This is a genomic window from Symploca atlantica LB2515, assembly GCF_052546295.1.
In genome coordinates, this window is record NZ_JBQWMT010000001.1 from 5,831,400 (window position 1) to 5,855,811 (window position 24,412).

Annotated in this window: 22 protein-coding genes and 1 tRNA gene; 5 read left to right on the forward strand and 18 right to left on the reverse strand. The window is 44.5% G+C overall.

The annotated features are described in order from the left end of the window. Window positions 1-9: 9 nt before the first annotated feature. Complete coding sequence (locus tag ACT7WV_RS24095; RefSeq protein WP_445105301.1) at window positions 10-1,350, reverse strand: hypothetical protein; 1,341 nt, start codon at window positions 1,348-1,350, stop codon at window positions 10-12. A 469-nt stretch (window positions 1,351-1,819) separates the two neighbouring features. Between ACT7WV_RS24095 and ACT7WV_RS24100 the strand changes: the two genes are divergently transcribed. Then, entirely contained in the window at window positions 1,820-3,298 is a 1,479-nt protein-coding gene (locus tag ACT7WV_RS24100) for a CoA-acylating methylmalonate-semialdehyde dehydrogenase (protein ID WP_445105302.1), read from the forward strand. 171 nt (window positions 3,299-3,469) lie between these two features. Here the strand turns inward: ACT7WV_RS24100 and ACT7WV_RS24105 are convergent. Beyond that, window positions 3,470-3,546 (reverse strand) — tRNA-Met (locus ACT7WV_RS24105). Window positions 3,547-3,752: 206 nt separating this feature from the next. Between ACT7WV_RS24105 and ACT7WV_RS24110 the strand changes: the two genes are divergently transcribed. Further along, window positions 3,753-4,862, forward strand: a complete 1,110-nt coding sequence (locus ACT7WV_RS24110; protein WP_445105303.1) for a calcium/sodium antiporter — start codon at window positions 3,753-3,755, stop codon at window positions 4,860-4,862. Between the two features lie 88 nt (window positions 4,863-4,950). Here the strand turns inward: ACT7WV_RS24110 and ACT7WV_RS24115 are convergent, their stop codons facing one another. The 6 genes from ACT7WV_RS24115 to ACT7WV_RS24140 all read right to left on the reverse strand — a co-directional run bounded on the left by ACT7WV_RS24115 (window position 4,951) and on the right by ACT7WV_RS24140 (window position 9,239). Continuing rightward, the gene (locus ACT7WV_RS24115; protein ID WP_445105304.1) at window positions 4,951-5,904 is read right to left on the reverse strand and encodes an asparaginase; all 954 of its coding nucleotides are present in this window, start codon (window positions 5,902-5,904) and stop codon (window positions 4,951-4,953) included. Between the two features lie 82 nt (window positions 5,905-5,986). Next, a complete protein-coding gene (locus ACT7WV_RS24120; protein ID WP_445105305.1) occupies window positions 5,987-6,487 on the reverse strand; it encodes a CGLD27 family protein in 501 nt (166 codons plus the stop codon). 20 nt (window positions 6,488-6,507) lie between these two features. Continuing rightward, window positions 6,508-6,915: a ribosome silencing factor gene (rsfS, locus tag ACT7WV_RS24125; RefSeq protein WP_445105306.1), complete on the reverse strand. Its 408-nt coding sequence runs from the start codon at window positions 6,913-6,915 to the stop codon at window positions 6,508-6,510. Between the two features lie 295 nt (window positions 6,916-7,210). After that, on the reverse strand, window positions 7,211-7,825 hold the full coding sequence (gene yqeK / locus ACT7WV_RS24130) for a bis(5'-nucleosyl)-tetraphosphatase (symmetrical) YqeK (RefSeq protein ID WP_445105307.1): 615 nt from the start codon (window positions 7,823-7,825) through the stop codon (window positions 7,211-7,213). Next, on the reverse strand, window positions 7,822-7,995 hold the full coding sequence (locus ACT7WV_RS24135; RefSeq protein ID WP_445105308.1) for a hypothetical protein: 174 nt from the start codon (window positions 7,993-7,995) through the stop codon (window positions 7,822-7,824). Before ACT7WV_RS24135 ends, yqeK begins: the two co-directional genes overlap by 4 nt. A gap of 14 nt (window positions 7,996-8,009) precedes the next feature. Beyond that, a complete protein-coding gene (locus ACT7WV_RS24140) occupies window positions 8,010-9,239 on the reverse strand; it encodes a glycosyltransferase family 4 protein (RefSeq protein WP_445105309.1) in 1,230 nt (409 codons plus the stop codon). Window positions 9,240-9,963: 724 nt separating this feature from the next. On the opposite strand from ACT7WV_RS24140, the gene ACT7WV_RS24145 reads away from it, so the two are divergent. Both ACT7WV_RS24145 and ACT7WV_RS24150 read left to right on the forward strand, forming a co-directional pair. After that, window positions 9,964-10,476 carry a hypothetical protein gene (locus ACT7WV_RS24145; protein WP_445105310.1) on the forward strand — a complete coding sequence of 171 codons (513 nt, stop codon included), beginning with the start codon at window positions 9,964-9,966 and terminating at the stop codon, window positions 10,474-10,476. A 102-nt stretch (window positions 10,477-10,578) separates the two neighbouring features. Then, a complete protein-coding gene (locus ACT7WV_RS24150) occupies window positions 10,579-11,466 on the forward strand; it encodes a hypothetical protein (protein ID WP_445105311.1) in 888 nt (295 codons plus the stop codon). Here the strand turns inward: ACT7WV_RS24150 and ACT7WV_RS24155 are convergent. Further along, window positions 11,463-11,936 carry an ATP-binding protein gene (locus tag ACT7WV_RS24155; RefSeq protein WP_445105312.1) on the reverse strand — a complete coding sequence of 158 codons (474 nt, stop codon included), beginning with the start codon at window positions 11,934-11,936 and terminating at the stop codon, window positions 11,463-11,465. The genes ACT7WV_RS24150 and ACT7WV_RS24155 overlap by 4 nt on opposite strands. Before the next feature lie 3 nt (window positions 11,937-11,939). Further along, window positions 11,940-12,941, reverse strand: coding sequence for a sugar transferase (locus ACT7WV_RS24160; protein WP_445105313.1), 1,002 nt, complete (start codon window positions 12,939-12,941; stop codon window positions 11,940-11,942). Between the two features lie 213 nt (window positions 12,942-13,154). On the opposite strand from ACT7WV_RS24160, the gene ACT7WV_RS24165 reads away from it, so the two are divergent. Further along, a complete protein-coding gene (locus ACT7WV_RS24165) occupies window positions 13,155-13,934 on the forward strand; it encodes a 7-carboxy-7-deazaguanine synthase QueE (protein ID WP_445105314.1) in 780 nt (259 codons plus the stop codon). Here the strand turns inward: ACT7WV_RS24165 and ACT7WV_RS24170 are convergent. The 8 genes from ACT7WV_RS24170 to ACT7WV_RS24210 form a co-directional block, all read right to left on the reverse strand. Next, window positions 13,931-14,575, reverse strand: a complete 645-nt coding sequence (locus ACT7WV_RS24170; protein WP_445105315.1) for a DUF3318 domain-containing protein — start codon at window positions 14,573-14,575, stop codon at window positions 13,931-13,933. The genes ACT7WV_RS24165 and ACT7WV_RS24170 overlap by 4 nt on opposite strands. 277 nt (window positions 14,576-14,852) lie before the next feature. Then, on the reverse strand, window positions 14,853-15,974 hold the full coding sequence (locus ACT7WV_RS24175; RefSeq protein ID WP_445105316.1) for a hypothetical protein: 1,122 nt from the start codon (window positions 15,972-15,974) through the stop codon (window positions 14,853-14,855). 191 nt (window positions 15,975-16,165) lie between these two features. Further along, on the reverse strand, window positions 16,166-16,351 hold the full coding sequence (locus tag ACT7WV_RS24180) for a hypothetical protein (RefSeq protein ID WP_445105317.1): 186 nt from the start codon (window positions 16,349-16,351) through the stop codon (window positions 16,166-16,168). Between the two features lie 746 nt (window positions 16,352-17,097). After that, window positions 17,098-18,297 carry an FtsW/RodA/SpoVE family cell cycle protein gene (locus ACT7WV_RS24185; protein ID WP_445105318.1) on the reverse strand — a complete coding sequence of 400 codons (1,200 nt, stop codon included), beginning with the start codon at window positions 18,295-18,297 and terminating at the stop codon, window positions 17,098-17,100. Between the two features lie 367 nt (window positions 18,298-18,664). Further along, entirely contained in the window at window positions 18,665-18,868 is a 204-nt protein-coding gene (locus ACT7WV_RS24190; protein WP_445105319.1) for a phycobilisome linker polypeptide, read from the reverse strand. 371 nt (window positions 18,869-19,239) lie between these two features. Then, window positions 19,240-19,725, reverse strand: a complete 486-nt coding sequence (gene apcB / locus ACT7WV_RS24195; RefSeq protein WP_445105320.1) for an allophycocyanin subunit beta — start codon at window positions 19,723-19,725, stop codon at window positions 19,240-19,242. Between the two features lie 115 nt (window positions 19,726-19,840). Next, complete coding sequence (gene apcA, locus ACT7WV_RS24200) at window positions 19,841-20,329, reverse strand: allophycocyanin subunit alpha (RefSeq protein WP_445105321.1); 489 nt, start codon at window positions 20,327-20,329, stop codon at window positions 19,841-19,843. Window positions 20,330-20,820: 491 nt separating this feature from the next. Next, a complete protein-coding gene (locus ACT7WV_RS24210) occupies window positions 20,821-24,165 on the reverse strand; it encodes a phycobilisome rod-core linker polypeptide (RefSeq protein WP_463424196.1) in 3,345 nt (1,114 codons plus the stop codon). Window positions 24,166-24,412 lie beyond the last annotated feature (247 nt).

The window sequence follows — 24,412 nt, forward strand, 5'->3', positions numbered from 1 at the left end:
ACTGATTACTTAAGAAGGCATGCGTTTACTCGTATCAATAATGTAGTGACCTACCAGCATAATCCGTTCATAGGAAAGTGGGTATATATGTACCAAATCCGGATTAGCTATGTCACGATGAAGCACTATTCCGTTAATTCCAATATCATGACGATAATCTAATACCCGATCATTTTCGTCTAGTACGACGCTAAAGAAAGCACTTTCAGAAGGTGGATTTTTTTGCAACTCCCCATAGTCTTGGGTGAAGGTTGTACCAAATCCAATTGGCATATAAAAGCCGTCAGAATAATCGTCAACTTTTAGTTGTGGTACATCTTGCAAATCTAGCCCACTGATAATCAAGCGACGAGTTTCGCCATCATCGTTTTTAAAACTCAGCTCAATTTCCTGGAGTGACCGATCCGACGAGAGTTTTGAGGAAATATCCCTAACAACAGCGCCTGAGAAGTTAGTAATCTCTCGGTAATTAGTTTTCCAAAGAGAAGAGTCAGCGTAGCTTCCAGGTGCCAAAAAGCTCTGAAACTGAACATTTGACTGCTTGATATCGTCCCAGGTTTGCAAAGATTGGTTGGTATCGCTGTAGACAACGAGTTTGGCTTTTTTCTTCTGTTCACCTGAGGTAAGAATAGCTTCATCCTTGGGATATTCTGCGGCTACTTGGTACTCAGACTGAACACTTCTAGTAGCATTCAGATTAAAGGGAAGACCCTGGTTAAAATTAAAGCCGAGCCAACCCTCCATGGTTCGTGCATGTTGCCAATAGGAGGTATTGTTTGTCGTTTCGACTAGTTGCCGATAGCTGCCCCTAGGGAATGTAAAAAAGCCCTTGTAAAGTGCTTCTTCCTGACCATTTTGCTCCGTGTAAACAGCCAGTTCCCAATAGCCAGCTCCCAAACAGTTATTAGTTAGCTGTACAGAGACATTTTGCGCGTCTAATCCTTGACCTGCTGCCACTTCAATCTGAGGAGAACCAGCAGCAAACACGACTCTCTGCCGATTAAATTCCCGTTCCGACAAAAACCATTTCTTTAAGTTTTGGTCACCCTGAATAGCCTTTGGCGCAGTTGGGATAAACAGTCCAAGGTCAATATTTTTCAGGTTTACAATTGCAGATGATTCATCGTTTGCTAAGTTGGCAGACACATTAAAAGTCAGATCATTGACTCGACTGAAGGAAATATTTCCATCAGAATATGTGACTGTGCTTTCTGGGTCGTTACTGAGTGGAATTTTCGTTAAATCGTAGTTGAAATAACGCTTGTAGAGGAAGGCCGATGCACTAATAGCAAGCAGCAAAGACACAGCCCCTCCAGAAAACAGGGCGATCTTTCCAATAGGTTTCTTCATGGATATTATGTACGCTACTTGATGGCTAAATTCAGTGAGTTCGTTAGCTTAGGAACGCGGATTAAATAACTTACAAAATTCGCAATCTTTAAGGGCATGGCAATGCTATGCCCCCAAGCAGAAGATTGGAGATTGATAAATCCTCAATCCTTAACACCGCCGCTCTAAAAGCTTCTTATAGAGGGGGGTAATATGTTTTATTGACCAATCAAAAAAGTTTTCTTGATATAAAAGTAACATAGTTAACTAATTTATGTAAATTCTTATGCATTAGTTGTATCTATCTTCAAGAAAATCCACCTTTATTTAAGTAATAGGTATTTTTGGCGGACTAAAAGGCAAATAGCCTGTCCTGGCTACCCTGTACTCTTCATCCCCGCATCTCTTCGTAACAGGTAGGCTCAGCCCTAGCTTTATTGGTGCAGCGAAGGTAGTAGCATCTGAAAGCACCTATTTGTAAGCGAGTGCTGTGTCTTTGAAAAATCTCTTGCCTAACTACATTAATGGAGAATGGTCTGCCTCAAGTGCTACAGAATTTCTCGACGTAGTTAATCCTGCCACTGCTGAAGTTTTGACCCAGGTTCCTTTGTCACCCAAAAGTGATGTGGAGGTGGCTACTACTGCTGCTGCTGTTGCTTTCACTAGTTGGCGACGTACCCCGCCAACTCAACGAGTGCAGTATCTATTCCGGCTTAAATTTCTCTTAGAAGAACACCTAGATGAGTTGGCCCGCACAATTACTTGGGAGTGCGGTAAAACCCTAACAGAGTCCAAAGGAGAGTTGCAACGGGCAATTGAAAATGTGGAAGTCGCCTGTGGCATTCCTATGCTGATGCAGGGATACAACTTAGAAGATATTGCTCGTGGGATTGACGAAATCATGATTCGTCAACCAGTCGGAGTAACGGCGATAATTGCTCCTTTCAATTTCCCTGGGATGATTCCTTTCTGGTTTTTGCCCTATGCGATCGCTTGTGGCAATACTTGTATTATTAAGCCTTCGGAAAAAGTACCTCTGACTATGCAGAAGGTATTTGAGTTACTAGAAAAGACGGGATTGCCCAAAGGTGTCGTTAATTTAGTTAATGGTGCGAAGGAAGTTGTTGACGCCATCTTAGAACATCCCACGATTCGAGCGATTAGTTTTGTTGGTTCTTCGCCCGTTGCTCAATACGTTTACAGCAAAGGGGCCGCCTATGGCAAGCGGATGCAATGTCAAGGAGGCGCGAAAAATCCGATTATTATTCTCCCTGATGCTGATTTGGCAATGACTACGCGGATTGCCGCTGATAGCGCCTTTGGTTGTGCGGGACAGCGTTGTTTAGCGGCTTCTGTGGCAGTTACGGTGGGAGAAGCGCGTCATACTTTTACAGATGCGATCGCTTCTGCTGCGCAAACAAGAGTGGTAGGCTATGGCTTGGATGAGGGTGTGCAAATGGGCCCTGTGATTAACCCTGAAAGTAAAGCCAGAATTGAGGGGTTGATTCAAAAAGGGGCAAATGAAGGGGCAAAGCTATTAGTCGATGGACGTAATTCTAAGATTTCTGGTTACGAACAGGGTAACTTTATCCGTCCGACAATTCTGCAAAATGTAGATCCCAGTAGTGAAATTGCTCGTACAGAAATTTTTGGTCCCGTGCTGGGGTTAATGCACCTAGAAACGATTGAAGAGGCGATCGCTTTAGTGAATAGTGGTAAATGGGGCAATATGGCTTGTTTATTTACTAGTTCCGGGGCAGCAGCGCGGCAGTTTCGCTATGAGGCGGAAGCGGGAAATATTGGCATCAATATTGGTGTGGCAGCACCGATGGCTTTCTTTCCTTTTAGTGGTTGGAAAGATAGTTTTTATGGAGATTTACACGGTCAAGGGCGAGATGCGGTGGAGTTTTTTACGCAGACGAAAGTTGTGGTTGAACGTTGGCCGCAAGAGTGGTCACGGCAGTTTTGAAGGGACTCCGGAACTTAATGGATAGCTAAATTCCTGATGGCGATAATAATCACCAATTTTTGCCTCAAATCTGGATAAAACGCTGGTATACAGTGTCAATCGCTAAATAGATGGTGATCAGCTTAAAACAAAACCCTGCAATCTTAAAGATTGCAGGGCTTGTTTTCTATTTGGTGGCGGGAGGCGGATTTGAACCACCGACCTTCGGGTTATGAGCCCGACGAGCTACCAGACTGCTCTATCCCGCGTCGTCTTTCTTACTATAACGCCTAATTGCCAAAAATGGCAAGTTATAAAATAAAGACCTATTAGGTCTTATCTTGAGTCGGATGGCATAGTGATTATATTAGCAAGGTTGAGAGAGAAGGAATGCCCTACCTCTTAGTCCCTTTCTCTTGGACAACAATCAAATTTGCTAGCCTGGTTTCTCTAATCACTCACCTGACAACACGTAATGGATACAGTGACCTTAGTTTTATTTCTTATTGGATTTGTCCTATTGGTAGCTGGTGCAGAATTTCTGGTACGAGGCGCATCGGGATTGGCTACTGCGGCTGGACTCTCACAGCTAGTAGTGGGACTAACTGTAGTAGCCTATGGCACTAGTGCTCCGGAATTAGCTGTGTCTGTTCTTTCTAGCTATGCAGGAGAATCTGATCTTGCTCTTGGTAACGTCGTAGGAAGTAATATTTCTAATATTTTGTTAATTCTCGGCTGCTCTGCGGTCATGGCACCGCTGATTGTTTCACGGCAATTAGTAAGATTAGATATACCCTTGATGATTGGTGTATCTTTTCTGCTAGCTTTTATGGGTTCGGACGGTAGGCTGGGCCGATTAGATGGCACCATCCTGATTTCTGGGGCGATTGCTTATACTGTATTTACCCTTTACCAGAGCCGTAAAGAGAGCAGTAAAGACAGTCAGAATCCTGCAGACGAACTGCCCCAGAAGCCTGGAGAGAATAGCAAACCGAGCCAAGGGCTACGGCAGATAATTTTCCAGATTGGACTAATTACTGTTGGTTTGGTAATGTTAGTACTCGGATCAGAGTGGTTGATCGATGGAGCTGTGGCAATTGCTAGGCTTTTCGGATTGAGCGAGTTAATTATCGGTTTAACGATTGTCGCTATTGGTACTTCCTTGCCGGAGTTAGCTGCTTCTGTCGCTGCTACCATGCGTGGCGAGCGAGATATTGCTGTTGGCAACGTGGTTGGCAGTAATATTTTCAACATCCTAATGGTACTCGGGGTTGCGGGTTTAGTGGCACCAAAGGGAGTGCAGGTGCCAACACCAGCGCTAAATTTTGACTTACCGGTAATGATCGCAGTGGCGATCGCTTGCTTGCCTATTTTTTTTACTGGCTATAGAATCGCCCGTTGGGAGGGTTTTCTTTTCTTGTCGTATTACGCTGCCTATACCCTGTATTTGTTTCTTAACGCTACCGAACACAATGCTCTGGGTGCCTTCAGCGACATCATGATCACATTTGCCGTACCTTTGACGGTAATCACCCTAGTGATTTTAGTTTTCCGTGCTATAGGTAAAAACAGCCACCGCGTTTAACCAGTCTTTGAAAATTAACAATTGTTAATTTGTCCATTTTCTAGTAAAGCTTTTGCTAGATCAAATCTGCTGGTAGCCGAATAATTCCTTAAGGTATTGACAGTTCGCCTATCACCTCTAAACGTTTAAACTCACTGAGTTTCATAAAATTTTCTGCCAGAGTTTCGGCTATAGAAGGGCTAATCCAACCCATTTGCTTAAGCAGTTGAATCGCAACGGCGTATTTTGCCCGCTTAGAGCCGTCAATCACCTTAATTGCCATACCCATACCTTCCCCAATGCGACCGATGCATTGGACTCCTTCGGCTCCTGATTTACTTACTAACTCTCCTGGTGCCTGTCGCATCAGTTCAGTGTCAAACTGACCTACTCCTGCCACCAATTCTGGGTAATGGGTCATGGCGCGGACAACACGCTCCATTGCTAAATTGGATCCAGACGCTAACTGAGCGTAAAGTGAGGCTATCTGACGGAGTTGCATAAAGTAAGTAGGTGCCCCGCAGTCATCGTGGGCTCTAATCAACTCCTCTCCTGGCATCCCCATCAACTCAGCAACCTGGTTCAGAATTAGCTGTTGTACAGGATGGTTATATTGCAAATAGGTAGTGAGTGACCACTGTCTTTGCTGGCACACAGCTAACATCCCGGCATGTTTACCAGAGCAGTTGTCTTGTAGTGGACTTTCTTTCCCAGCGGGAATTGGACATTGCAGTGCTGAGGGTTCAATATCACAACGCCACAGGACGTTAAATACCTGCCGCGCCTGTTCGATGTCCCCTTGATGTGAACTACATATTATTGCTAAGTCACGGTCTTTGAGATCGTAACGCTCCAGTGTCCCTGTGGTGGTGATTGCCAGTGCTTGAAAGGGTTTAAGAGCAGAACGAACGAAGCTGGAGGTTTCTGGAGAACCAGCAAAAGACAGAACACGTCCCCGCTCGTCGCAAACGACAGCTTGGACTTGATGTGTAGATTCGACTAGGCCTTCCCTGAGTAAATGGACTTCTAAGGATGGCGATTGAACGGGTTTTCCCCTTTTCATGCGTAAGACTCTAACAATGAGAAGGGACAGAATAATTCCCTTGGTTGCCGGGTAAATCTTACTCCGAGTGACTGCACTCTAGCTATAGAAGATTCCAAATTAGGCTACCACTAAAGACAATTAATACCAAGATGGCGAATGTACGTTCTAGACGTTGCAGAATTGGTTTAACTTGGTAAGAAACTATGAGGCGATCACGCGTCAAGATTTCTGTCGGCTTTGTCCAAGTTTGACCATCATACCAGCCTGACTCTTCATAAAATATTGTCTCTTTCAGGAGGCGCTCGCGTACATAAGACCAGCCTAAGTATAGCCTCAGCAAAGTCAAAACTAAAGCAATGCCCGCGCCAGCACTGCTGCAAAGAATAAATTGTAGTAGGTGCTTATTGGGGGCGAAACTTGCTGCTGCTAGAGGACCGGTAATTAGCCAGCTCCAAGCCCAAACCCAAGCTAGTTTCCTACTATATTTTATTGGGTCTAGCTTTCCCCAGCTAAAAAACCAAGATTCTGTTAATTCTTGGTACTCATTAAGCGGTTGCTGTTCATCTGGAACTGGGCATGCAGAAACAGAAGACTCGATCATGGTTTTTAGTAAGTTACGGGTCAAGATGCCTGGAATTCTATTTTTGCGGCGTGTCCCCAGAAGGCTTCGAGATTATAAAATTCCCGCTCTTGAGGGAGCAAAATGTGTACAATTACCTCACCAAAGTCCTGAACAATCCAACTGCCGTCGCTTCGACCTTCAGTCCTGAGGGGTAGCCTTTGCCACTTAGTCTCTACATTGTCTTCAATAGACTGAGAAATCGCTCTTACCTGAACCCTAGAAAAACCGGTAACAATTACAAAGTAATCTGCAAGGTAAGATATCTCTGCCACTCCTAGGATCACGATATCTTCAGCCTTGCGGTCATCGGCTGCTTGGGCAATATCCCAAGCTATTTCTAGGCTTGCTTCCTGTTTTTCGTTACTTGCAGCAACTAAGGTGGATGGTATTTGTAGTTGATCTCTCATCAAATTCTCAATTCCTTAAATTTCACTAGGTCTACAGGGATTAGGCTATACTAATAATTCTACTGGCACAGCAAATTATGCTGACTTGGTAAGGCTTTTTGTAACACCTTTAAGGCGTTACGCACCATCCTTTTTTTCGGTAATTTTTCCAGCTTGCCGTTTTGTGTGGATTTATATTTGTAGTCTAGATAGGGGAAGTCCAGTAAGGAGCTATCCGGCTAGGTGTGTACAGGGAGTTTCGTCTGGACATAGGTAAAGCTCTCTATTGGTAGCTAACCGCCTATTCGACAAACTATTATCCTCTGGCAATAGATTGGGGATGTTTGGCTGACTGCGCTTTTTGGGTTGACATTTGCAGCGCCCAATTTCGAGTCAAGATCCCACGGGGATGAACTAGGCAACGGCTCTCCAGCAGCAACTTTAAACTATAGTCACAGCTTAGCCAAATAGCTTGATACAAGTCTTGTTTGCTAAGAAGCCGCAATGCTTGTAAATCTGGTATGTCACCACGACCGGGTTCAAGAGTGTCTGCCAGAAACACTACACAGCTAAGCTTACTCATACCAGGATACCCTAAGGTATGAAAAGCGATCGCTTGCAAGACTTCTTGATCTTGTATACCAAATTGCTCTTGAGCAACAATCGCGCTCACATCTGCGTGTAGTAGATGAGGGTTGGCTTCAGATACAGGATCTACTTCTATTCCCCTGCTTCTAGCCATCTGCAACAATTTTTTCGGCTTAAAGCATTTTGCCAGGTCGTGCATCAACCCAGCATTACGCGCCTTCTCGACATTGAGGTGGTGATGTCTAGCTAGTTCTCCGGACATCTGCTCAACGCCCAAAATATGTTGAATTCGAGCAGCAGGAACATTCTCTGCTAACCAGGCTAAGACCTGATCTCGCTTCACGGCAAAAGACTCCTTAAGGTAACTCCCAAAAAACTATGGCTACCTATTGCAAGAACTGCAAAAGTTATCAGGGATTCTCTGAGGGCCATGGCACTCAGGATGTGAGTTTTTTCCTCTTGTTGTTTGGTAAGGTTAAGCTGCATCAGCCACAGCCAGAAAGTATTGCTCATTAGATCATCTTAGCTCAAGGCTGCTGAACAGCAGCAAAGAGTTCTTCGTAGCGATTAAGAGCTTGTTCAAAGGAATATTTATCAACGGCGTATTTTCTACTTTTTTCACCCATCAGTTTAACTTGGTGAGGATTTTGATAAAGAGTCAAAATAGCGTCGGCTAATACTTCTGGTTGCTCTGGAGGGATAACAATGCCACCACCACTTTGTTCTATAGTTTTAGCGGCGCTGCTAGTAATAGGAACAGAGGCGATAATGGCGCGACCACTTGCCAGCAGCACAGGAATCTTTGAGGGCATATTGAAGGAAATCACGTTGCGTTTTTGGAGAACTAAGCCGACATCTGCTGCAGCTAGCATTTCTGGGAGTTTATTACGAGGTTGGAAAGGTAATAGTGTGACGTTAGTTGCTTTAGTGGTTTCTTTGTAGAGTTTTAATCGTTCTAGTGCTTTTTCTTCTCCTACAATCACAATCGCAATATCGCTAATGTGACGTAGGCGAATTGCCGCGTTGATAAAAGTTTTTAAACCTTGAGTAAGGGCAATGTTACCAGAGTACAAGACGACAAATTTACCATTGAGCTGATGAACCGTGCGGAAGAGATTGTCTTCTTTGGGTAAAGGACGGATGAAGTTGACATCAACCCAGTTGGGAATTTGTACGATTTTATCTTCGGGAACCTCCTTATTGTGTAAGTTTTCGACAAAGCTATCAGCAATCACACTAATCTTAGTAGCTGTCTGGTAAGCAAACTTTTCGAGAACTGCGAAAATGCCAATTAACTTTTTGTTAGTCAGTATGCCAGTTTTCACCGCAGCATCTGGCAAAATATCTTGCAGATTGAGAATTACAGGAGTGTGATGTATCCACGACAAGAAGGCTGCTGGCAAAGAAACAGGCAAAGGTGGGGCTGTCAAGAGCATCACATCTGGGCGCTTCCCGGCTAAAGCATTAAGTAAGCTAGTAACCAGAAAGCTAACTTCTAGTAACAATCGGTCGCTAAAACTCGGTTCAGGGCGAATCCAGAGATAACTGCGCTGAACGGTAACACCATTAATTATTTCTGTTAGGTAGAATTTCCCCCGGTACTCGTCATAAATACGACGTTCGGGATAGTTAGGCATACCAGTAACAACACGAACTTCGTGTCCTCTTGTTGCCAAACCTTCTGCTAGTTCTGTAATCAGAGGTGCGATCCCAATTGGCTCAGGAGAATAATTGTAGGAATAAATGAGAATACGCATAGCTTAAGGGTTTTACGTGGGTTTATACTTACTGAGTACTCGTTTTGGTTACTCGTAACTAGCCTGAGCACTATTAAGCCGATAGCATCCGTGCTGATATATTTTCAGTAATTTCTAAATTTTTCTTCACGAATGCCATTTTTAAGGCACCATACTCTCTGGATAATCACTCTTGCTTTCAGGTCAAGCTAAGCTTTCCCAGCCAGCTTGGTTGTGCACCCACATATCCCTATTAGAAACTCGGTCTCTTGAAAATGCTAGTCTAAAAAAGCTCTCCAATTTGTGCAGAAGCTTCGCCTTCTAGGGAAAAACGCCCCTCCTAGGACTAGGAACACAGATCAAGGCCTTACAAAACAGCCTGGTAGTAATCTGGAAAAGAAGCTGCCCTAACTAGAACTGTTTTAAAGAGCTATCTTCAAAAATTTCTCTAACCTAGAAAAGGTGATCAGGTACTTGCACTTTGGTGCATTTGACCAGAATTTGCCTAATCCAACAAGATTTTTAAAACCGTTGGTGTTCGCTGATTTTTGCGATTTTCATTAGAGAAAAAGAATTTTTGCCTTAAGCAGGCTAACAAAGCTCTAACTGAATTCGCATTTACTCAATGTAACTGATCATATACAGGTAACTAGTTTGTAGCGATATTACTTTAGAGTGATCCAGACCGACCAATAATATACCAAAATTAGTACGGGAATCCCCGTTACTTATTAAGGAAAAGAGGATGATCATGCCCCGTCTGCGTAAAATGCTGGCTCCCCTGCTTTTAAGTTTGTTGCTACTTGTAACATCTTGCGCCTCAGAGCCACCCTCTCGTTTTGAACAAGCACAACAAGAAAGCTCTCAGCAGAGAAGTGGTCAGGCTGTCACCAAGGATGCTACCCAAGGTGCCAAGTTTAATCAATTCTTCCCGTCAGCAGGCAACGGTTACGAACGCGTCTATACTCAAGAGAAAAAAGGCTTTGCCGAAGCTAAGTTAAAAAAAGATGGTCAGGACGTAGCTATGCTGTCCATTTCTGATACGGCTAGCACTCCTGATGTTGCGGCAAAATATCAACAAAGCTCTCAACAAATTGCCGGTTATCCAGCCAGGACTATTGGTAAAAATCAAACTGCTGTTCTAGTAGCCAATCGCTACCAAGTCAAAGTCCAATCGCGCGATGCTGCTTTTACTGCAAGCGACCGCGAAACTTGGTTACAAAAATTTAATCTCAATGGTCTTGCCAGAGTTAAGTAAATAATCTTCTTAGTTTATTTGCAGTCGTCGGGGACAATTTTCTCTGACAACAAAACCAAGATGCAAGATGCAAAACTCAACAAAATAAAAAGGATATTGAGTGTGAGCAAGCCAATTTTTGAACTAGTTGATAACCTGCCAACCAGCAACATGACAACGAGAGCACTCAAGGCTCTCGATTTTGTTGTTCCCGGTCAATGGGAAAACTTGGTTGGTTTTGAAAATACAATCCGTGCTGTCACTGGTGAAGACGATGAAGAACTAATCCAGCAAATTGGCGATCGCGCCGTCTATTTGTACAACGACCGTTCCCAGGCTTACCAACGTGCTCTGTGGCTGTACCAAACTATCGATAGCACTGGTAGTGCGCTGGGCGCTGCGGCTTTAGGCAACAAAATTGGCGAAAAAGTACCACTTTTGGGATTCTTAAATCGGCTGACACCGAAAGCTGACAAAGCTCAAAGTCTCGATTTGTGCTTGAAAGTGGTGGTGGAACTGGTGGCTTTTTGCCAGATTAATGGTATTCCCGGAGATAGCATCGGCGATTTTGTCGCTGCTTTATCTGACTACAGTGGTGAATCCTTGATGCGGATGGCAGCACTGGTTTGTTTTGATGGTCTAATTCCCCTCGGCCCCGATTTTCTGCAGAAAGCACAATCAACCATCTCAGGTATAACTCCTTCCAGACTGGAAGAAAATCAGGGTTTTAAGAGCATTAATGACGCTATTCCCGGCGATGATTCTCAGTCGAAACTCAATTTTATTAATCGCAGCTTTGATTCAGTCCAAGGTTGGATGGGTGGCTTTGTTGCAGAAAAAGGTTTGACTCCTCAAAAAGTAGCAAATAATCTGCAAGGCTTTATTGAGTTTTCTGATGACAAGTTAGACTATTTGGCTGCTTTTCTGGATATGTCTACCAACTACTACGAACATACCGGTATTCAAACCTTGGCACGACGTTTAATTGAACGAGCTTCTGCGGAAATCTAGAACCACTTACGCATCAGCAGACAATTGCGTTGGTCGTCTAGGCGCTGGTAAGAAAGCTCATCCGTTAGTTGTTGGATAAAGATTAGCCCTCTGCCCCCTTCTTTGTCTAGAGGATCACAATCCTCTCGGCAGAGGGATTCGAGCTTAGCATATAAATCAAAAGGTTGTCCCTGGTCCCAAATCCGGATCTCCAAATAGTCAGTAAATAACTGTAGCTCAATTTCAATCACTGTTGTCTGAGGTAGATTGCGATGAGCATGACGAACAGCATTTGTGAAGCCTTCTACCAGGGCAATTTGAGATTTTTGCCAAAGTTGTTCGGGCAGTAGCGGTGGTGCAAATTGCTCAAACCACTGCAAGACTTCTTCTACTGCTTTCAAGTCCGTCTCTAACCGAAGATGGGATTGTTTTAGTGGTTTTTCGTTATGCATAAACCGAAAAGGATTCCGGGTTTTTTTGAGATGCGCCACTATTTACTTACCTTCTCTACGAAACACTACCAAGATGGTTTGGAGAATCAGTTTAAGATCATGGGTCAAGCTCCAGTTTCGCTGGTACTGTAAATCCCATTGAATAATTTCTTCAAACGGGGTTATTTTGGCTCTCCCATTCACCTGCCACTCGCCTGTCATACCGGGTTTGACATCTAAACGCTGCCACTCAGGTACTTCATAAATTTCGACTTCATTCGGTGTCGGCGGTCTAGTTCCGACTAGACTCATCTCACCTCTAATGACATTCCAAAACTGAGGCAGTTCATCAAGGCTAGTCCGCCGTAAAAATTTGCCAACGGGGGTTATTCTGGGATCATTTTCTAATTTGAAGATCTTGTTATCACCGGCTTCATTTTGAGCTTCGAGTTCTTTTAGCCTTGCTTCGGCATCCATAAACATGGAACGGAATTTCCAAATCCGAAACTGTTTTCCCATCCAGCCAAGACGAGTTTGACAAAAGAAGATCGGCCCGGGACTGTCAAGCTTAATGGCAATGGCAATGGGAATCAAGACCAAAGCAGTAATGCCAAGACCAACCGTTCCCCCAACAATATCAATAAATCGCTTCAGCCAAGAACGTAGGGAAGGGTGAGTAGTCGGCAGTGGACGGGGCTCTGATCTTCCTGTCGTTTTTACTGTAGAAATATCTAGTGGCTCAACGCTCAAAATCTTGTCGAGTCCGGTCATTTCCAAAACTCCCAAGACTGGAGGGAGTACACCCTTAAGTATCATTTGTACCCCTTTTTCGGCGGCGCTTTTGTGATTACTTACAAGAGCACCGATGCCACTACTATCGATAAACGTAGTCTGGCTAAAATCAAATATGATCTTTACTGGAGGAGAGTTTTCTTGTAAAAGTTCTTGAAAGTTCTTTTTAAGAGCTACAGCTTCAAGTACGCTAATGCGAGCTGGAACCTGCACTATAGGAGTTTCGTTGAGGAACATCACTTTAAAATCCGCTGCGGAAACCGGGTCAACCATAAAGACTCGCTACCTAGTCGTTGCCTATTGTTCTGACCAACATTGTGTCCTACAAACTTTCACTTTGCCAGGTACTTAGGTCAAAGTGATCGGTATACGCCTATTATCGAGCAGATAACTAGTATTCCTTACGGAGTAATTTCCTCTTTTTCCGGAGTTTTTTTTAGCAGTATCCAGCACTCAGGAATGGTCACTTAACAATTAACTTGTCAGATGCTTCCAGAAACTCAACTCAGCGCACGACTCATTGAAATTTTTTCTGCTATTCAAGGGGAAGGGTTAAACGTAGGCACCCGTCAGCTTTTTATCCGTTTTGCCTTGTGTGACCTACGCTGCCATTTCTGTGATAGTGCTAATACATGGAGTGTTCCCAAAGATTGTCGCATTGAGCAGACGCCTGGACACCGTGACTTTGAAACTCATTCTAATCCTGTGCCTGCTAGTTTGCTTCTCAACTGGGTGGAGCGACAAAACCGACCGGGTTTGCACGATAGCATTAGCCTCACTGGTGGTGAACCACTGCTTCATGCTCCATTTCTGGTTGAGTTTCTCCCTCAGCTGAGGCAATTAACTCTACTGCCAATTTATCTCGAAAGCGGCGGTCATCGTCCCCAACAACTAGCAAGGGTTCTACCTTACTTAGATTTAGTCGGTATGGATATCAAGCTACCTAGTGTGAGTGGGGAAGATAGATGGCTATCTCATGCAGAATTTCTCCACCTTTGTGACCAGGCTTCTGTGGAGGTATTTGTCAAGTTAATCATCGACCGCAATACGAACCCAGTTGAGTTGCAGAAAGCGGCTCATTTAGTAGCAGACGTCAATCCTAAAATTCCGGTATTTTTGCAGCCAGTGACGCCTGTGGCGGCATCGAAGTACCCAGTGCTACCCCCTTCTCCTGAACAAGTTCTTGCTTGGCAGACTTTAATGAAAGACACTCTTAAGCAAGTGCGAGTGATACCCCAGACTCATAAAATGATTGGTCAGCTTTAGATGATTCCTTCGCGTTGGCCTTTCATTTTCGCCTTGGCTTGGGCAGCACTTTTTTTCAGAGCTGAGAGCCTTGCTTCGTATTTGCGGCGTTGACGGCGACCTGGAGTGATTTCAATTAAGGTTTTTAGAGCACTGCCGAGACTCTTGTAGGCGTTAGGTAGAGTATAGCCAAAACGAGTGGCAATGGCGATCGCTTTCTCGTCAGCCTCTAGAGCTTCCTTGACGTTTTTCTCCCCATTGTTTTTCTGGTAAAGTCTCCAGCCGGAAACGCCACACAAGCCTAAAGCCAACAAGAGCAACAAACCATCTTGCACCCAGAGCTCGCCGACAGCACCACCTAAACCAATTGCCAGGGCTGCCATTTCCCAACCCTCTTTGGGAATGGTGTCATTTTGGATACGAGCAACTTCGTGCCAAAACAGCAGGTTACGCTGGTCAAGGGCTAATTGCTCCCATTTGACCAGATCAATTTGAATCTCTACTTCGTCTCTGCCAATCTCTTCTGAGCGAAGCAAGGGAGGATTGACTTCGGTTGTGGCTTCCACCATAACCCAACTCTGCAATTCTGGCGGTAGTAAAGTTTTCAGACGCCGGAGTTCACTCATCTCGGCTCTGGCAGAAGATGCTGCATAAGATGTCATATATCTGCTCCTCGAGAAATTCAAAAAATCAATAAGGGCCTCAATTGGCAGTATAGCGATATTATCGCCCCAATCTGACCCGGTAAGACTATTCAGAGGCTCAAAAGCTAGACGTGTACTAGGATTAGATGCACCCTGGTCTTCAACTTCACTAAAGAGCTTAGGGAACAGGTAATCGGATTGCCCTTTTAGTGATCGCTTTCTTGGGTAATTATTACAATTAGCGGAACTAATCAACTAACTCTTAGGTATTAGTTTTGGCAGCTCCAAAGACTAATTATGCTCGATAAGTTGCAGATTGAACTGATTTGATAACGCCGCCCTCTAGCTGATAGATTGCTGCCATGATGCTATTTTCGGGGTTATCGAGCAGTGAAGCTTTGACTTCTTCTAAATAGTCTTGAATTGCTTCCCGCAAAATTGGTTTATCTACCTTTACGGTGTGCTGGTACTCCCAGACGTCCCAAATGATAATGCCTACGGCCACAATGGGGTCTACTAGCTGCGCGCCAAATTTCCCAGCTACTATACCACCAGTTTTTGCTGCCATTTTTGCCGTGGCTTTGCCAGCGAAAGATAACGCCACTTGACTTCCTATCTTAGTCACCAGAGGCATCATTGCCTTAGCTATCAGGATAGTGCTGCCACCGGTTAACAACTTCAAAGATAAGTTGGCAATATTTCCTTCACTATCATTAATCGTAACACCAATGTCATCGAGATAGCGCTCCCAGTTTCCTTGAGGAATCTGGTAACTGCTTTGAACAGTCGCAATATTACTACCTAGTTCTGTAAGATAGATATTAATTGTATCTCTAGTTATTCTTTCTAGTTCAAGTTGTGCAATTCTTGGTCTAAGAACGCGCTTAGCAAATTCGGTTTGAAAGTTTTCCGTCAAGTTTTCTGCTACTACTTGACTCGGAGGCTGGTTATTAGTATCTATCCAGTGGGCTGCTGCTGAAGATAACCAGATAAAGGGAGCGCTAAACTCCAGTCTTTTTTGATTAAAGTAATCAAAATACCAATCGATAAAATTGTGATCAACGCGTTTCATCAATTGATCAACCCACTCATCTAATTTTTTTGAAGCAAAGTTCTCTGCCTGATTATGGGCATCAGTGATTGCAGTTGCCATCGCTTGCTCAATTTCGCCTTGATCAGCTATTGTTCTGTTAACTTCAACTTGCGTGATTCTGTCCTCTGAGGTTTCTAAATTGGCTGTAACCGAATTACCAATAAAGCCTTTACCAATCAAAGGAATAATGACAATTAGCACGATAGCAACCCAAATGTAGGGAGTTACCGATTTAATAAATTGACTCCAAGCCTTGATGCGATTAGTTTTTTCAGTATAAGTTGGTTTTTCAAGCGCTACTGGCTGCTGTTGCTCTTGATTCATGGTGACCCTCGCACTAGGGAAGACTGCTAATTATTCCCAAGATAGCGTTTTCCTCTTTCCTCCAACTCTAACGTCGTCAAGTCAAGTAACTCAGCAATCAATAGCCTGTCACTACTAAATAAGCGACAGACTAAGAGGGATTAGTATGTTTGTGCGTTCAAATTATTTGTTGATTAATTATCGACAAACGCTTAGAGAATACCCATTCGAGGATTAGTATTAACTCCGGGTACATCGTAAATACCCCAATCGCTAACTCCCCGATTGTTAAGAACGGTTTCAGCAGTGCGGATTTCAGTCTCAGTGCCTTCTAGCACGATTAAGTAATCTCCGTGGGAGACACGTTGATCTAAGTTTGCTGAGGGCATATTCCGCATCGCGACGGTTGCCAAAAATACCTACTGCACGTCTAAGTTGCCCTATAGCCATGCTTATTTACCTCCTTTTTTCCAACAAAACTAGACCTGCACGAATGCAGAATTTTAGTTGTTGTAATTTTGTCTACTCCTTCGATTTTTCTCAATGCACATCAAGTATTCATCAGCCTATAGAGGGAAGTCTGGCGTGTATCCTTTAAAATATGACCCAGATAAAATTAGCTTTTCACAAATTAAGCTTTAAGATATTAATTATCTTCTCTGAATAATTTTCCAGACCATAAATTTGACTCAAATAAGCTGAATAAGCTTCTCATCAGTTTCTTGGTTAACCTTAATGAGTAAACTTAACTGCTTAATTAGAGGTAATAGTAAAAAGTTTAACGGAGTCAAATTTGAGTTAGTCTAAAACTTTAATTACTTCAAAGTGACAAAATTACACTTCATCCCTAGTAAAACTGCTATAAATTAGTAACCATCCCATGGACTCGTCAAAGGATCAGTTATTTCCCTTGAATAGAAGTTGAGAGATCAGCAAATTTCCTTTAGTCTGAAGTTTATCTGCATATTTTACCGGAGGTGCCCGATGAGCGATCCAGAAAAGAATATCATTCAGGTTGATCCAGTCACCGTCGTGGTAATCGTGTCTGCCCTTTTATTATTGCCCCTCCTTTTGGCTGGCTTTCTCTTCCAGTGAAACCTGATACTCTGCAAAGCTTCCAGTTATCTTTCTAAGTTTTATCTAGCTATTGCTTATTGATCCTAGAACGCCGCCTTTCTGCTAATAGCTGGCGACGTGATTTGAGGTTGACAACTTCAGCCTCGCTACTCTCTCTTGCCACTCTAATTAGTAGTGCTGCGGAGATCAAACTAGCAATCATCGAATTACCGCCATAGCTGAAGAAGGGGAACGGCAAACCTGTTGTTGGCAAAACACCGGTAGCAACGCCGATATTTAGCAGCGACTGTCCTACGAGCAAAATCATTGAACCGATAGCCACTAGCTGATGAACTTTGTTGTGTGCCTTCATTGCTACCATCAGCGCCACTGTCGCATAAGCCATGACTAGTAACAGTAGCAGAACACTACCTGCAAAGCCGAACTCTTCAGCAAATACGGCAAAGATAAAATCAGTGTACTGAATTGGTAAGTAGAATAGTTTTTGTTGCGATAACCCAAACCCAGAACCCCAAGTGCCACCAGAACCGACTGCCAAGAGGCTTTGAACTAATTGGTAGCCGTCGTTCATTGGATCAGCCCAGGGATTGAGAAATGACATCACCCGGCGCCTTTGGTATTCCTTGATGCTGATACTGATTACACCCAGCACAACACCTGCCAGGGCTGTTCCCCCTAGGTAGGGAAAAGGTAAACCTGCCGCTACTGCCACTAGCCACAAAGTCATACCGCACAGGGCTGCAGTACTCAGGTTTGGCTGTATCAAAATGCTCAGAAGCACACAGATAAAAATTCCGAGCCAAAGTAAACGAAACCCCCAAGTTAGCCGGTCCCATCGACCAAAGAGTCGAGCGCTTTGTAGCACTAAAAAGGGCTTAATTAACTCCGAAGGTTGAAACGGAAATACTCCAAACGATAACCAACGGCTTGCACCATTAATTGTGGTTCCCAGTCCGGGAATCAGGGTTACCACAAGTAATCCTAGCAGTAGTATCACAAACCAATGACACACTTTTAGTACAAAGCGCAAAGGCGATCGCACCAGTAAGTTAAACACTACTAAGCCCAGCAAGATAGAAATTAGCTGTCGCTTGAAGTAATACAGCCCATCTCCAAACTCGGCATCTGCACTAGGATAAGACGCTGAGAAGAGAACGGCTAATCCAATAAACATCCATAAAAAAGTTAACCAACGCAGTAGGCGGGCACCTATTGCCCATTGTCTAGCGTCGGGATTAACCAACATAAGCAGATCGCGTAAAACCACTAATAGTTAATAGATAGTCAATGACTAGTACTGTTTCTCTATTAGTATGCAATACTCACGATGAGACACTCGAAGATAGAAGTTCAGTCACTTTAGTGCTGATACCAATTTCAAAAAAGAATGCTGCCAATAGCCTGGTCTGAAAGTAATTAATAAGTAAAGTGACAATTAACCATTTTCTCTTGGCAACGAATCCCGGTGTCACCCCCAACTAGAGAGAAGTCAATTGCTCAGATCACTAAACCCCCTTAGTCAGATTTAACTAGAGGGGGTAGCTATAGATTAGTCGTTTTATTTTTCCTGAGCTGCTCCCCTTTTGAACCACCAACCTGAAGCGGTAGTCTTGATCTAGGAAACACCGCCAAACTTAAAGCAAGCCGGTATTCATACCCTGCTTACCAGTGGCCAGCTCAACCTTAATAATTTTGCCACCCATTTTCATAATTCGCTGTTGCTCACGAAACCAGTTATCGTAAGGAACCAACTTTGTAAAATAAGTATTTTGTAATTCTCGTTGTGTTCTGATTCTGGTTTGGCTGGGAACGCAGGCAGTTACTTTAAACGTCCGCATGTGTTTATCTCTCCTGATTGAGTTAAGAAATTTTAAATTTGAATTCCGTTTTTGAAGCGACGGCTCAAAGCAATACTCAAAATACTTTTTGGGTTATTGTGTACTTGACTAAAGCGGCATGGAGTCAAACACCTTCTTAAAGTCGTTTTTACCTAACTAAGCAGGTGATCTCACTACTACGAAACTTCTTTAGGCTTGCGTACACAAAACAAAGGTCGGGAGTCAATTGTCAATACTAGACCGCTGAAACTAATCTGCCTAATCGCGAAGAATGACAACTCGCCTCTAACAAACTAGCACTCACAATTGACTTCCCATACCTTAACCAGACAACCTACTAAAAGCTCAGAATTTAAGTTAAGAGAAATCTCTTAGCTCAAGCCGGAGCAGATATAGTCAAAGTAGACGCCCATTTCCTTACCAGCATCGGAACCAACAAGGCTGGCGGTAACTTCTTTCATCGCTTGGATAGCTTGTACAGTTGCGCCCACAGGAACACCTAAAGAATTGTAGGTTTCTTTCAAGCCGTTGAGTACACGCTCATCCAGGATGGAAGGGTCGCCTGCTAACATGGCATAGGTAGCATAGCGCAAGTAGTAATCCAAATCACGGATGCAAGCAGCGTAGCGGCGAGTTGTGTACATATTGCCGCCGGGACGAGTGATATCCGAATAAAGTAAGGACTTGGCGACGGCTTCCTTAACAATGGTGGCAGCGTTAGCGCTGATAGTTGTAGCCGCACGCACTCGCAGTTCACCGGTTTTGAAATAGCCTTTGAGCTTTTCCATAGCGGAGGAGTCCAAGTACTTGCCTTGAACATCGGAAGCGTTGATTACAGAGGTAATTGCGTCTTGCATAGTTCTATTTCCTTATTTCACCTACTCTCTTGAATCTGGCTTACAGACCTGATTAGCGCGTCTAGGCGCTGCGCAATGTCGCGTTTTTAATCTGTAGCGGGAAAGGACTCTAAGTCTACTGCCCCAGTCCACCAATTACGTAATCGAAATAAGATCCAGCTTCAGAAGCGTCTTCCCCAGACATCATTGAGGTGGCAACACTCTTCATCGCGCGGACACTTTCTGCTACTCCATCAATAGGAGTACCTAGGGACTTATACATTTCCCGAACACCTACTAGACCAATTTCTTCAATTGGTGTAACGTCGCCAGCTACTACTCCGTAGGTGATGAGACGCAGATAGTAGTCCATATCTCGCAGACAAGTAGCAGTCATTTCTTCACCGTAGGCATTGCCGCCAGGAGAAACAACATCGGGACGCTTCTGGAACAATTGGTCGCCAGCTTGCTTAACGATGCGCTCGCGGGAGTCAGTTAAGGTCTGAGCGATACGGAGACGCTGGTCACCACTGGTAACAAAGCTCTTAATCCGATCTAGTTCGCCAGGGCTGAGATAGCGGGCCTCAGCGTCGGCGTTAACAATGGATTTCGTGACTATACTCATCGATGGATTCCTCCAAAAAAATATAACCAGATGTGTCTAAACTGGCATTCACATTCTTGATTGCTGAACCACTTTACCTAAGCCTTCACTAACAGGCTGTAATAGATTGCTCTCAATTACAGCTTTGACCCCAATCTACTAAGATGCCCTAACTTTCATTAGAGTTCGTTGGAGTAATTAGCGATGCATTAGGTTCAGAGACACAGCCACCTTCCGCAAACATTCTGCGATAGATCATTCCCATTCTTACTTTGCTGCAACAGTTTGTAATATTTCTCCTCAGATTTCTGCTGATGAGTGATTAACAAGAAGTTGCAGGAGATTAGAGACGGAAAACAAAAATGCTTTCCGTCCAGATCCCGATCAGGCTGAAGCTGCCAATGCTTTTGGTGCAACCTGGTGAATTAATAGGGGGTTAGGGCGTTCTGCACCTCATCAAGGAAGCTGCAGAACGCTGGCTTTGCTTGCTAGCAGCCGTCTTTAATAAGTTACTAGCCCCTCTCTCTCTGATCAGAGATAGCTTTGACACTACCTGGATAGTTGCTTACCGACAGAGTAGGAAAGCGATTGTAAGGAACTACATTCTCACCAAAGAAACGAGCATACTCGGCGCTATCAAGGATTGCTTCTACTGCAGCTGGTAAACCCTGCTCATTTAGGAGTTTGCCGTAGTGCTGTATTTCTGTTTGGGTTTCTGGTGTGCGCCCTAGCAAGTGCCGGAATAGTAACTCCACAGCTTTGGCTTGGGGATAGGGTAAGCAGAAACGCTGCTCATAGAACTCAGAACTTGCTACAGCTTTGACAAACCCTCGCACTGAGGCTAGACCATTGCGCAGGCTGCTCTCTAGATCAGGATGTCGGTATTCTGCTGGCACCTGAGAACTGAAGAGATCCATTACTTGAGAGTAGATGGCATGAATCACCAGTTCGATTTCTGCAGGGTTTGCCCCTTTGTTCAAGCGGACAATCCTAGTTTTTTGAGGACTGGTTACGCTCACGCCAAGAGACTCTCCAGAAAACGAGCGACCCACTCCTAGGATATCCGGCTGGCTCATTTGCTGTTGCCGTTCTTTTGCCTGGGTGTCAGCGATCACTTTACCCGTTAAGGGCATCTTTGAGGCCTCCATACGGGCTTTAACTGGCTCAAAACTGGGAACCACTAGCTCGTCATCTTGCTTAGTCAACTTGTTATAGAGCTTCTGAGTATTGGGGAAGTTGGCTGCTGGCAAGGTCGGGAAGCGCCGGTAAGGCACTGTATCTTCTCCAAACACTTGGGCATACTCCATGCTGTTGACCATGGCACCAATAAAGCCACGGATGCCTTGAGAAGCCAAAATCTGATTGTACTTTTGGATTTCCTTCTGATTTTCGGGGGCACGACCGAGGAAGTGCTTAGTTCCCAGCTCAATCACTTTGGTGTTGGGGTAAGGAGTGTAAAACTCTTTGATATAAAGTTCTGAACAACCTAACCCTTCAATCAACTCTTTGACATTAATTTCGCAGTTGCCTAGCTTGCTGGCTAGGGCAGAGAATTGATTCTTGATGATGTAGGGTTCAATATCCCGCTCGAAGATTTGCCGGTAAGCAGCTCGAATCAGGGTTGCCAAAGCTACTTTGTCAAGCGTGTTGGTTAGCTTGAAGACTTTCGTTTGCTCACGCTTGACAGTTACGCCTTGATTAACGCGGAATTGAATATCAGGTTCCGTGCGCATCTCGGTAACTTGACCAAGTTCAACAAAGCGCGGTGTTGTTTCTTTGTCAACCCTAGTGGCCATATCTTCTTTCAAGCTACCGGGTCGTGTTGAGCGCAACTGTAAACCGGCCGGAGTTAGATAGCGCTCATAAGGAACGGTATCTTCCCCAAAAGCTTCTTCGTACTCTTTGCTGTCGATGATCGCATCAACTAGAGCATAAAAGCCTTTCTTGGCACAAATATCAAAGTATTTGTTCATCTCCTGACGTCCATAGCTAGGACGTCCTAAAAGACGACGGTGGATGTATTCCACTGCTTTAACCACATACAGCGATGTCCAGTAACGCTTACGGAAACCATCCGACTTGGCCAACATCCGGACAAAATCTCGCAGGGTGATATCGCCGTTTTCTAGCTTAATTTCTGCCACCTTCATGCGTTCCCATTCATAGGGAAGACAGCCAAATACTTGGAGATAACAGGCATTAATTACTGCTTGGGTGGAGCTTTCCGAGAACTTAACACTAGTTCCTTTAGCTTTAAGATTAGCACCGGGTAACTGGTCTAAGCGGGACACCTTGGAACCAAGGGAACCAGGAAACTCACCCCTAGCCTTGGGATTGCTGTTTTGGTTTTTGATGCCTGGACCTTTATGGATCAGGATACGCTTGGTATCCTTGCCAAAAGGTGCTGGCCGGGAGTTAGGATTGCGGGTTTGTTTCGGGAAAATTGCCCCGAACTGAATTTCTAATGGGTCGTTACCAGCGCCGTAAGGATGCTGGTCAGGTAGAGGCTGTTCGTACTTGGCAAAGGTTGTGATAAATTGAGGGACTTTACGGAAGGGGGCGCTGTACCTCAATAAATCTTGCTGCATCCCCCAATTACGGCATTCTTGGGCTTCTTGACCCAGACCTCTTAGATAGGGAACGGTTTCTTCACCAAAGTAGTCGGAGTATTCCGGAGAATCTACCAACTCATCTACAAGAGCTGCTAAACCACCATTAGACACAATGGAGAAGTATTTTTGAACTTCTTCACGAGAACTAGGGCCACGGCCTAGGAAATGCCGGAAAGCCAGTTCTAGTGCCCGAGAGTTAATGAAGGGTTCGTAAAATTGCTTTCGGTAGAGTACTGATTTACCCAGGCGGCGGACAAATTCTTTCATCGAGATGTCGCCATTTTTTACCTGAGACTCCAGGTAAGAGATGGATTGGCTATAGGCCCGGGTAATGTCACGCTCAAAGATCTGCCGATAGGTTGCCCTAACTACCTCTTGCTTTTCTGATGCCGACAGACCAGTTTTCATGACAAACTTCGGACGGCGCTCTGCAGCATTAAAGTAACTTTGAGGTAATTGCAGACCTTGCTGGTCAGATGAAGGACGCTGCCGCACCTTATCTGAAGGAGTAGCCGCCTTAAATTCGTTAATTAGAATCTCGAAGTACTGAGCAACAATTTCCCGGCTTTCAGCATCACGCTTGAAATATCCTAGGGAAGCACTGCGCATTTCCTGTACTGCGACTAAGGTAGCTTCTCCAGAACAAGCATTTTCGATCACTTCCCGTAGACCCCGGACGTTAACGGTGAGGATATTCGGATCACCGGCAACGATCGCATAAGTTAGATAGCGCAACATCCAGGACAAGTCCCGCAGGGACTTCTGCATGTTTTTCGGGCCGTAACGGGAGACGTTAATCGGCCGGAAACCTGCTGGTGCCGGGCCGCCGCTCGAAGTACTGAAGAGTCCTCGCAGACCTTCTAAGAAGCCGCCACCACTCTCTACATAAGTGACTGTTCCCAGTTTCATCGAGTCTCTGACATCCGTGCTGACGGCAGCACCACCGCCTGAGGTCACCATTTCCTGGAGAGTCTCTTCTACTGGCTTTTCTAGGTAAGCCATCGGCGAACCACCCACAAAAATCCGGTTGGCCGCACGGGATACAATCAGATCTGAGTTTTGGCTGATAATATCTGCAACTTCCAAACGCCTTGCACCAGAGCGGAAGTAACTGGCAAGCTCGCTTAGCTCACCACCCGCCAAAAACCGGTCTTGTTGTTCTGCTTGGATAATTGTTGAAACCGGTACTGTTTGATATAGTTGCGGACGCGCAACCGAGCTTCCACCACTTGCCTTAACACTCATTGGTTTTCAAACGCTCCCATCGACAAATTGCTACTGTGTTAAGTCTGAACAAGGTTCCAATGCCAGCCAATTTTGCTTACCTTAAGGCCGAACCGCACCTAATACCTTTTCCCTTCCCACCGAAAAAAATATGGACAGGGATTTCCGCGATGCCTTTAATAAACAAATGCCCTGGCTAAACCACGTCAGCCTCTAGATTAAAACTTTTCTGATGCCTCAGATTCGACTATTTTATTAAGAAGTGTAT

Excerpts from the sequence above, each read along its gene's own strand:
- apcB (WP_445105320.1), bottom strand. The coding sequence starts at position 19,725 with ATGCAAGACGCAATTACCTCTGTAATCAACGCTTCCGATGTTCAAGGC.
- apcA (WP_445105321.1), bottom strand. The coding sequence starts at position 20,329 with ATGAGTATAGTCACGAAATCCATTGTTAACGCCGACGCTGAGGCCCGC.
- ACT7WV_RS24180 (WP_445105317.1), bottom strand. The coding sequence starts at position 16,351 with ATGCGGAATATGCCCTCAGCAAACTTAGATCAACGTGTCTCCCACGGA.
- ACT7WV_RS24170 (WP_445105315.1), bottom strand. The coding sequence starts at position 14,575 with ATGACATCTTATGCAGCATCTTCTGCCAGAGCCGAGATGAGTGAACTC.
- ACT7WV_RS24120 (WP_445105305.1), bottom strand. The coding sequence starts at position 6,487 with ATGATCGAGTCTTCTGTTTCTGCATGCCCAGTTCCAGATGAACAGCAA.
- ACT7WV_RS24190 (WP_445105319.1), bottom strand. The coding sequence starts at position 18,868 with ATGCGGACGTTTAAAGTAACTGCCTGCGTTCCCAGCCAAACCAGAATC.
- ACT7WV_RS24145 (WP_445105310.1), top strand. The coding sequence starts at position 9,964 with ATGATCATGCCCCGTCTGCGTAAAATGCTGGCTCCCCTGCTTTTAAGT.
- rsfS (WP_445105306.1), bottom strand. The coding sequence starts at position 6,915 with ATGAGAGATCAACTACAAATACCATCCACCTTAGTTGCTGCAAGTAAC.
- ACT7WV_RS24095 (WP_445105301.1), bottom strand. The coding sequence starts at position 1,350 with ATGAAGAAACCTATTGGAAAGATCGCCCTGTTTTCTGGAGGGGCTGTG.
- ACT7WV_RS24110 (WP_445105303.1), top strand. The coding sequence starts at position 3,753 with ATGGATACAGTGACCTTAGTTTTATTTCTTATTGGATTTGTCCTATTG.
- ACT7WV_RS24160 (WP_445105313.1), bottom strand. The coding sequence starts at position 12,941 with ATGGTTGACCCGGTTTCCGCAGCGGATTTTAAAGTGATGTTCCTCAAC.
- ACT7WV_RS24175 (WP_445105316.1), bottom strand. The coding sequence starts at position 15,974 with ATGAATCAAGAGCAACAGCAGCCAGTAGCGCTTGAAAAACCAACTTAT.
- ACT7WV_RS24140 (WP_445105309.1), bottom strand. The coding sequence starts at position 9,239 with ATGCGTATTCTCATTTATTCCTACAATTATTCTCCTGAGCCAATTGGG.
- ACT7WV_RS24115 (WP_445105304.1), bottom strand. The coding sequence starts at position 5,904 with ATGAAAAGGGGAAAACCCGTTCAATCGCCATCCTTAGAAGTCCATTTA.
- ACT7WV_RS24210 (WP_463424196.1), bottom strand. The coding sequence starts at position 24,165 with ATGAGTGTTAAGGCAAGTGGTGGAAGCTCGGTTGCGCGTCCGCAACTA.
- ACT7WV_RS24165 (WP_445105314.1), top strand. The coding sequence starts at position 13,155 with ATGCTTCCAGAAACTCAACTCAGCGCACGACTCATTGAAATTTTTTCT.
- ACT7WV_RS24135 (WP_445105308.1), bottom strand. The coding sequence starts at position 7,995 with ATGAGCAATACTTTCTGGCTGTGGCTGATGCAGCTTAACCTTACCAAA.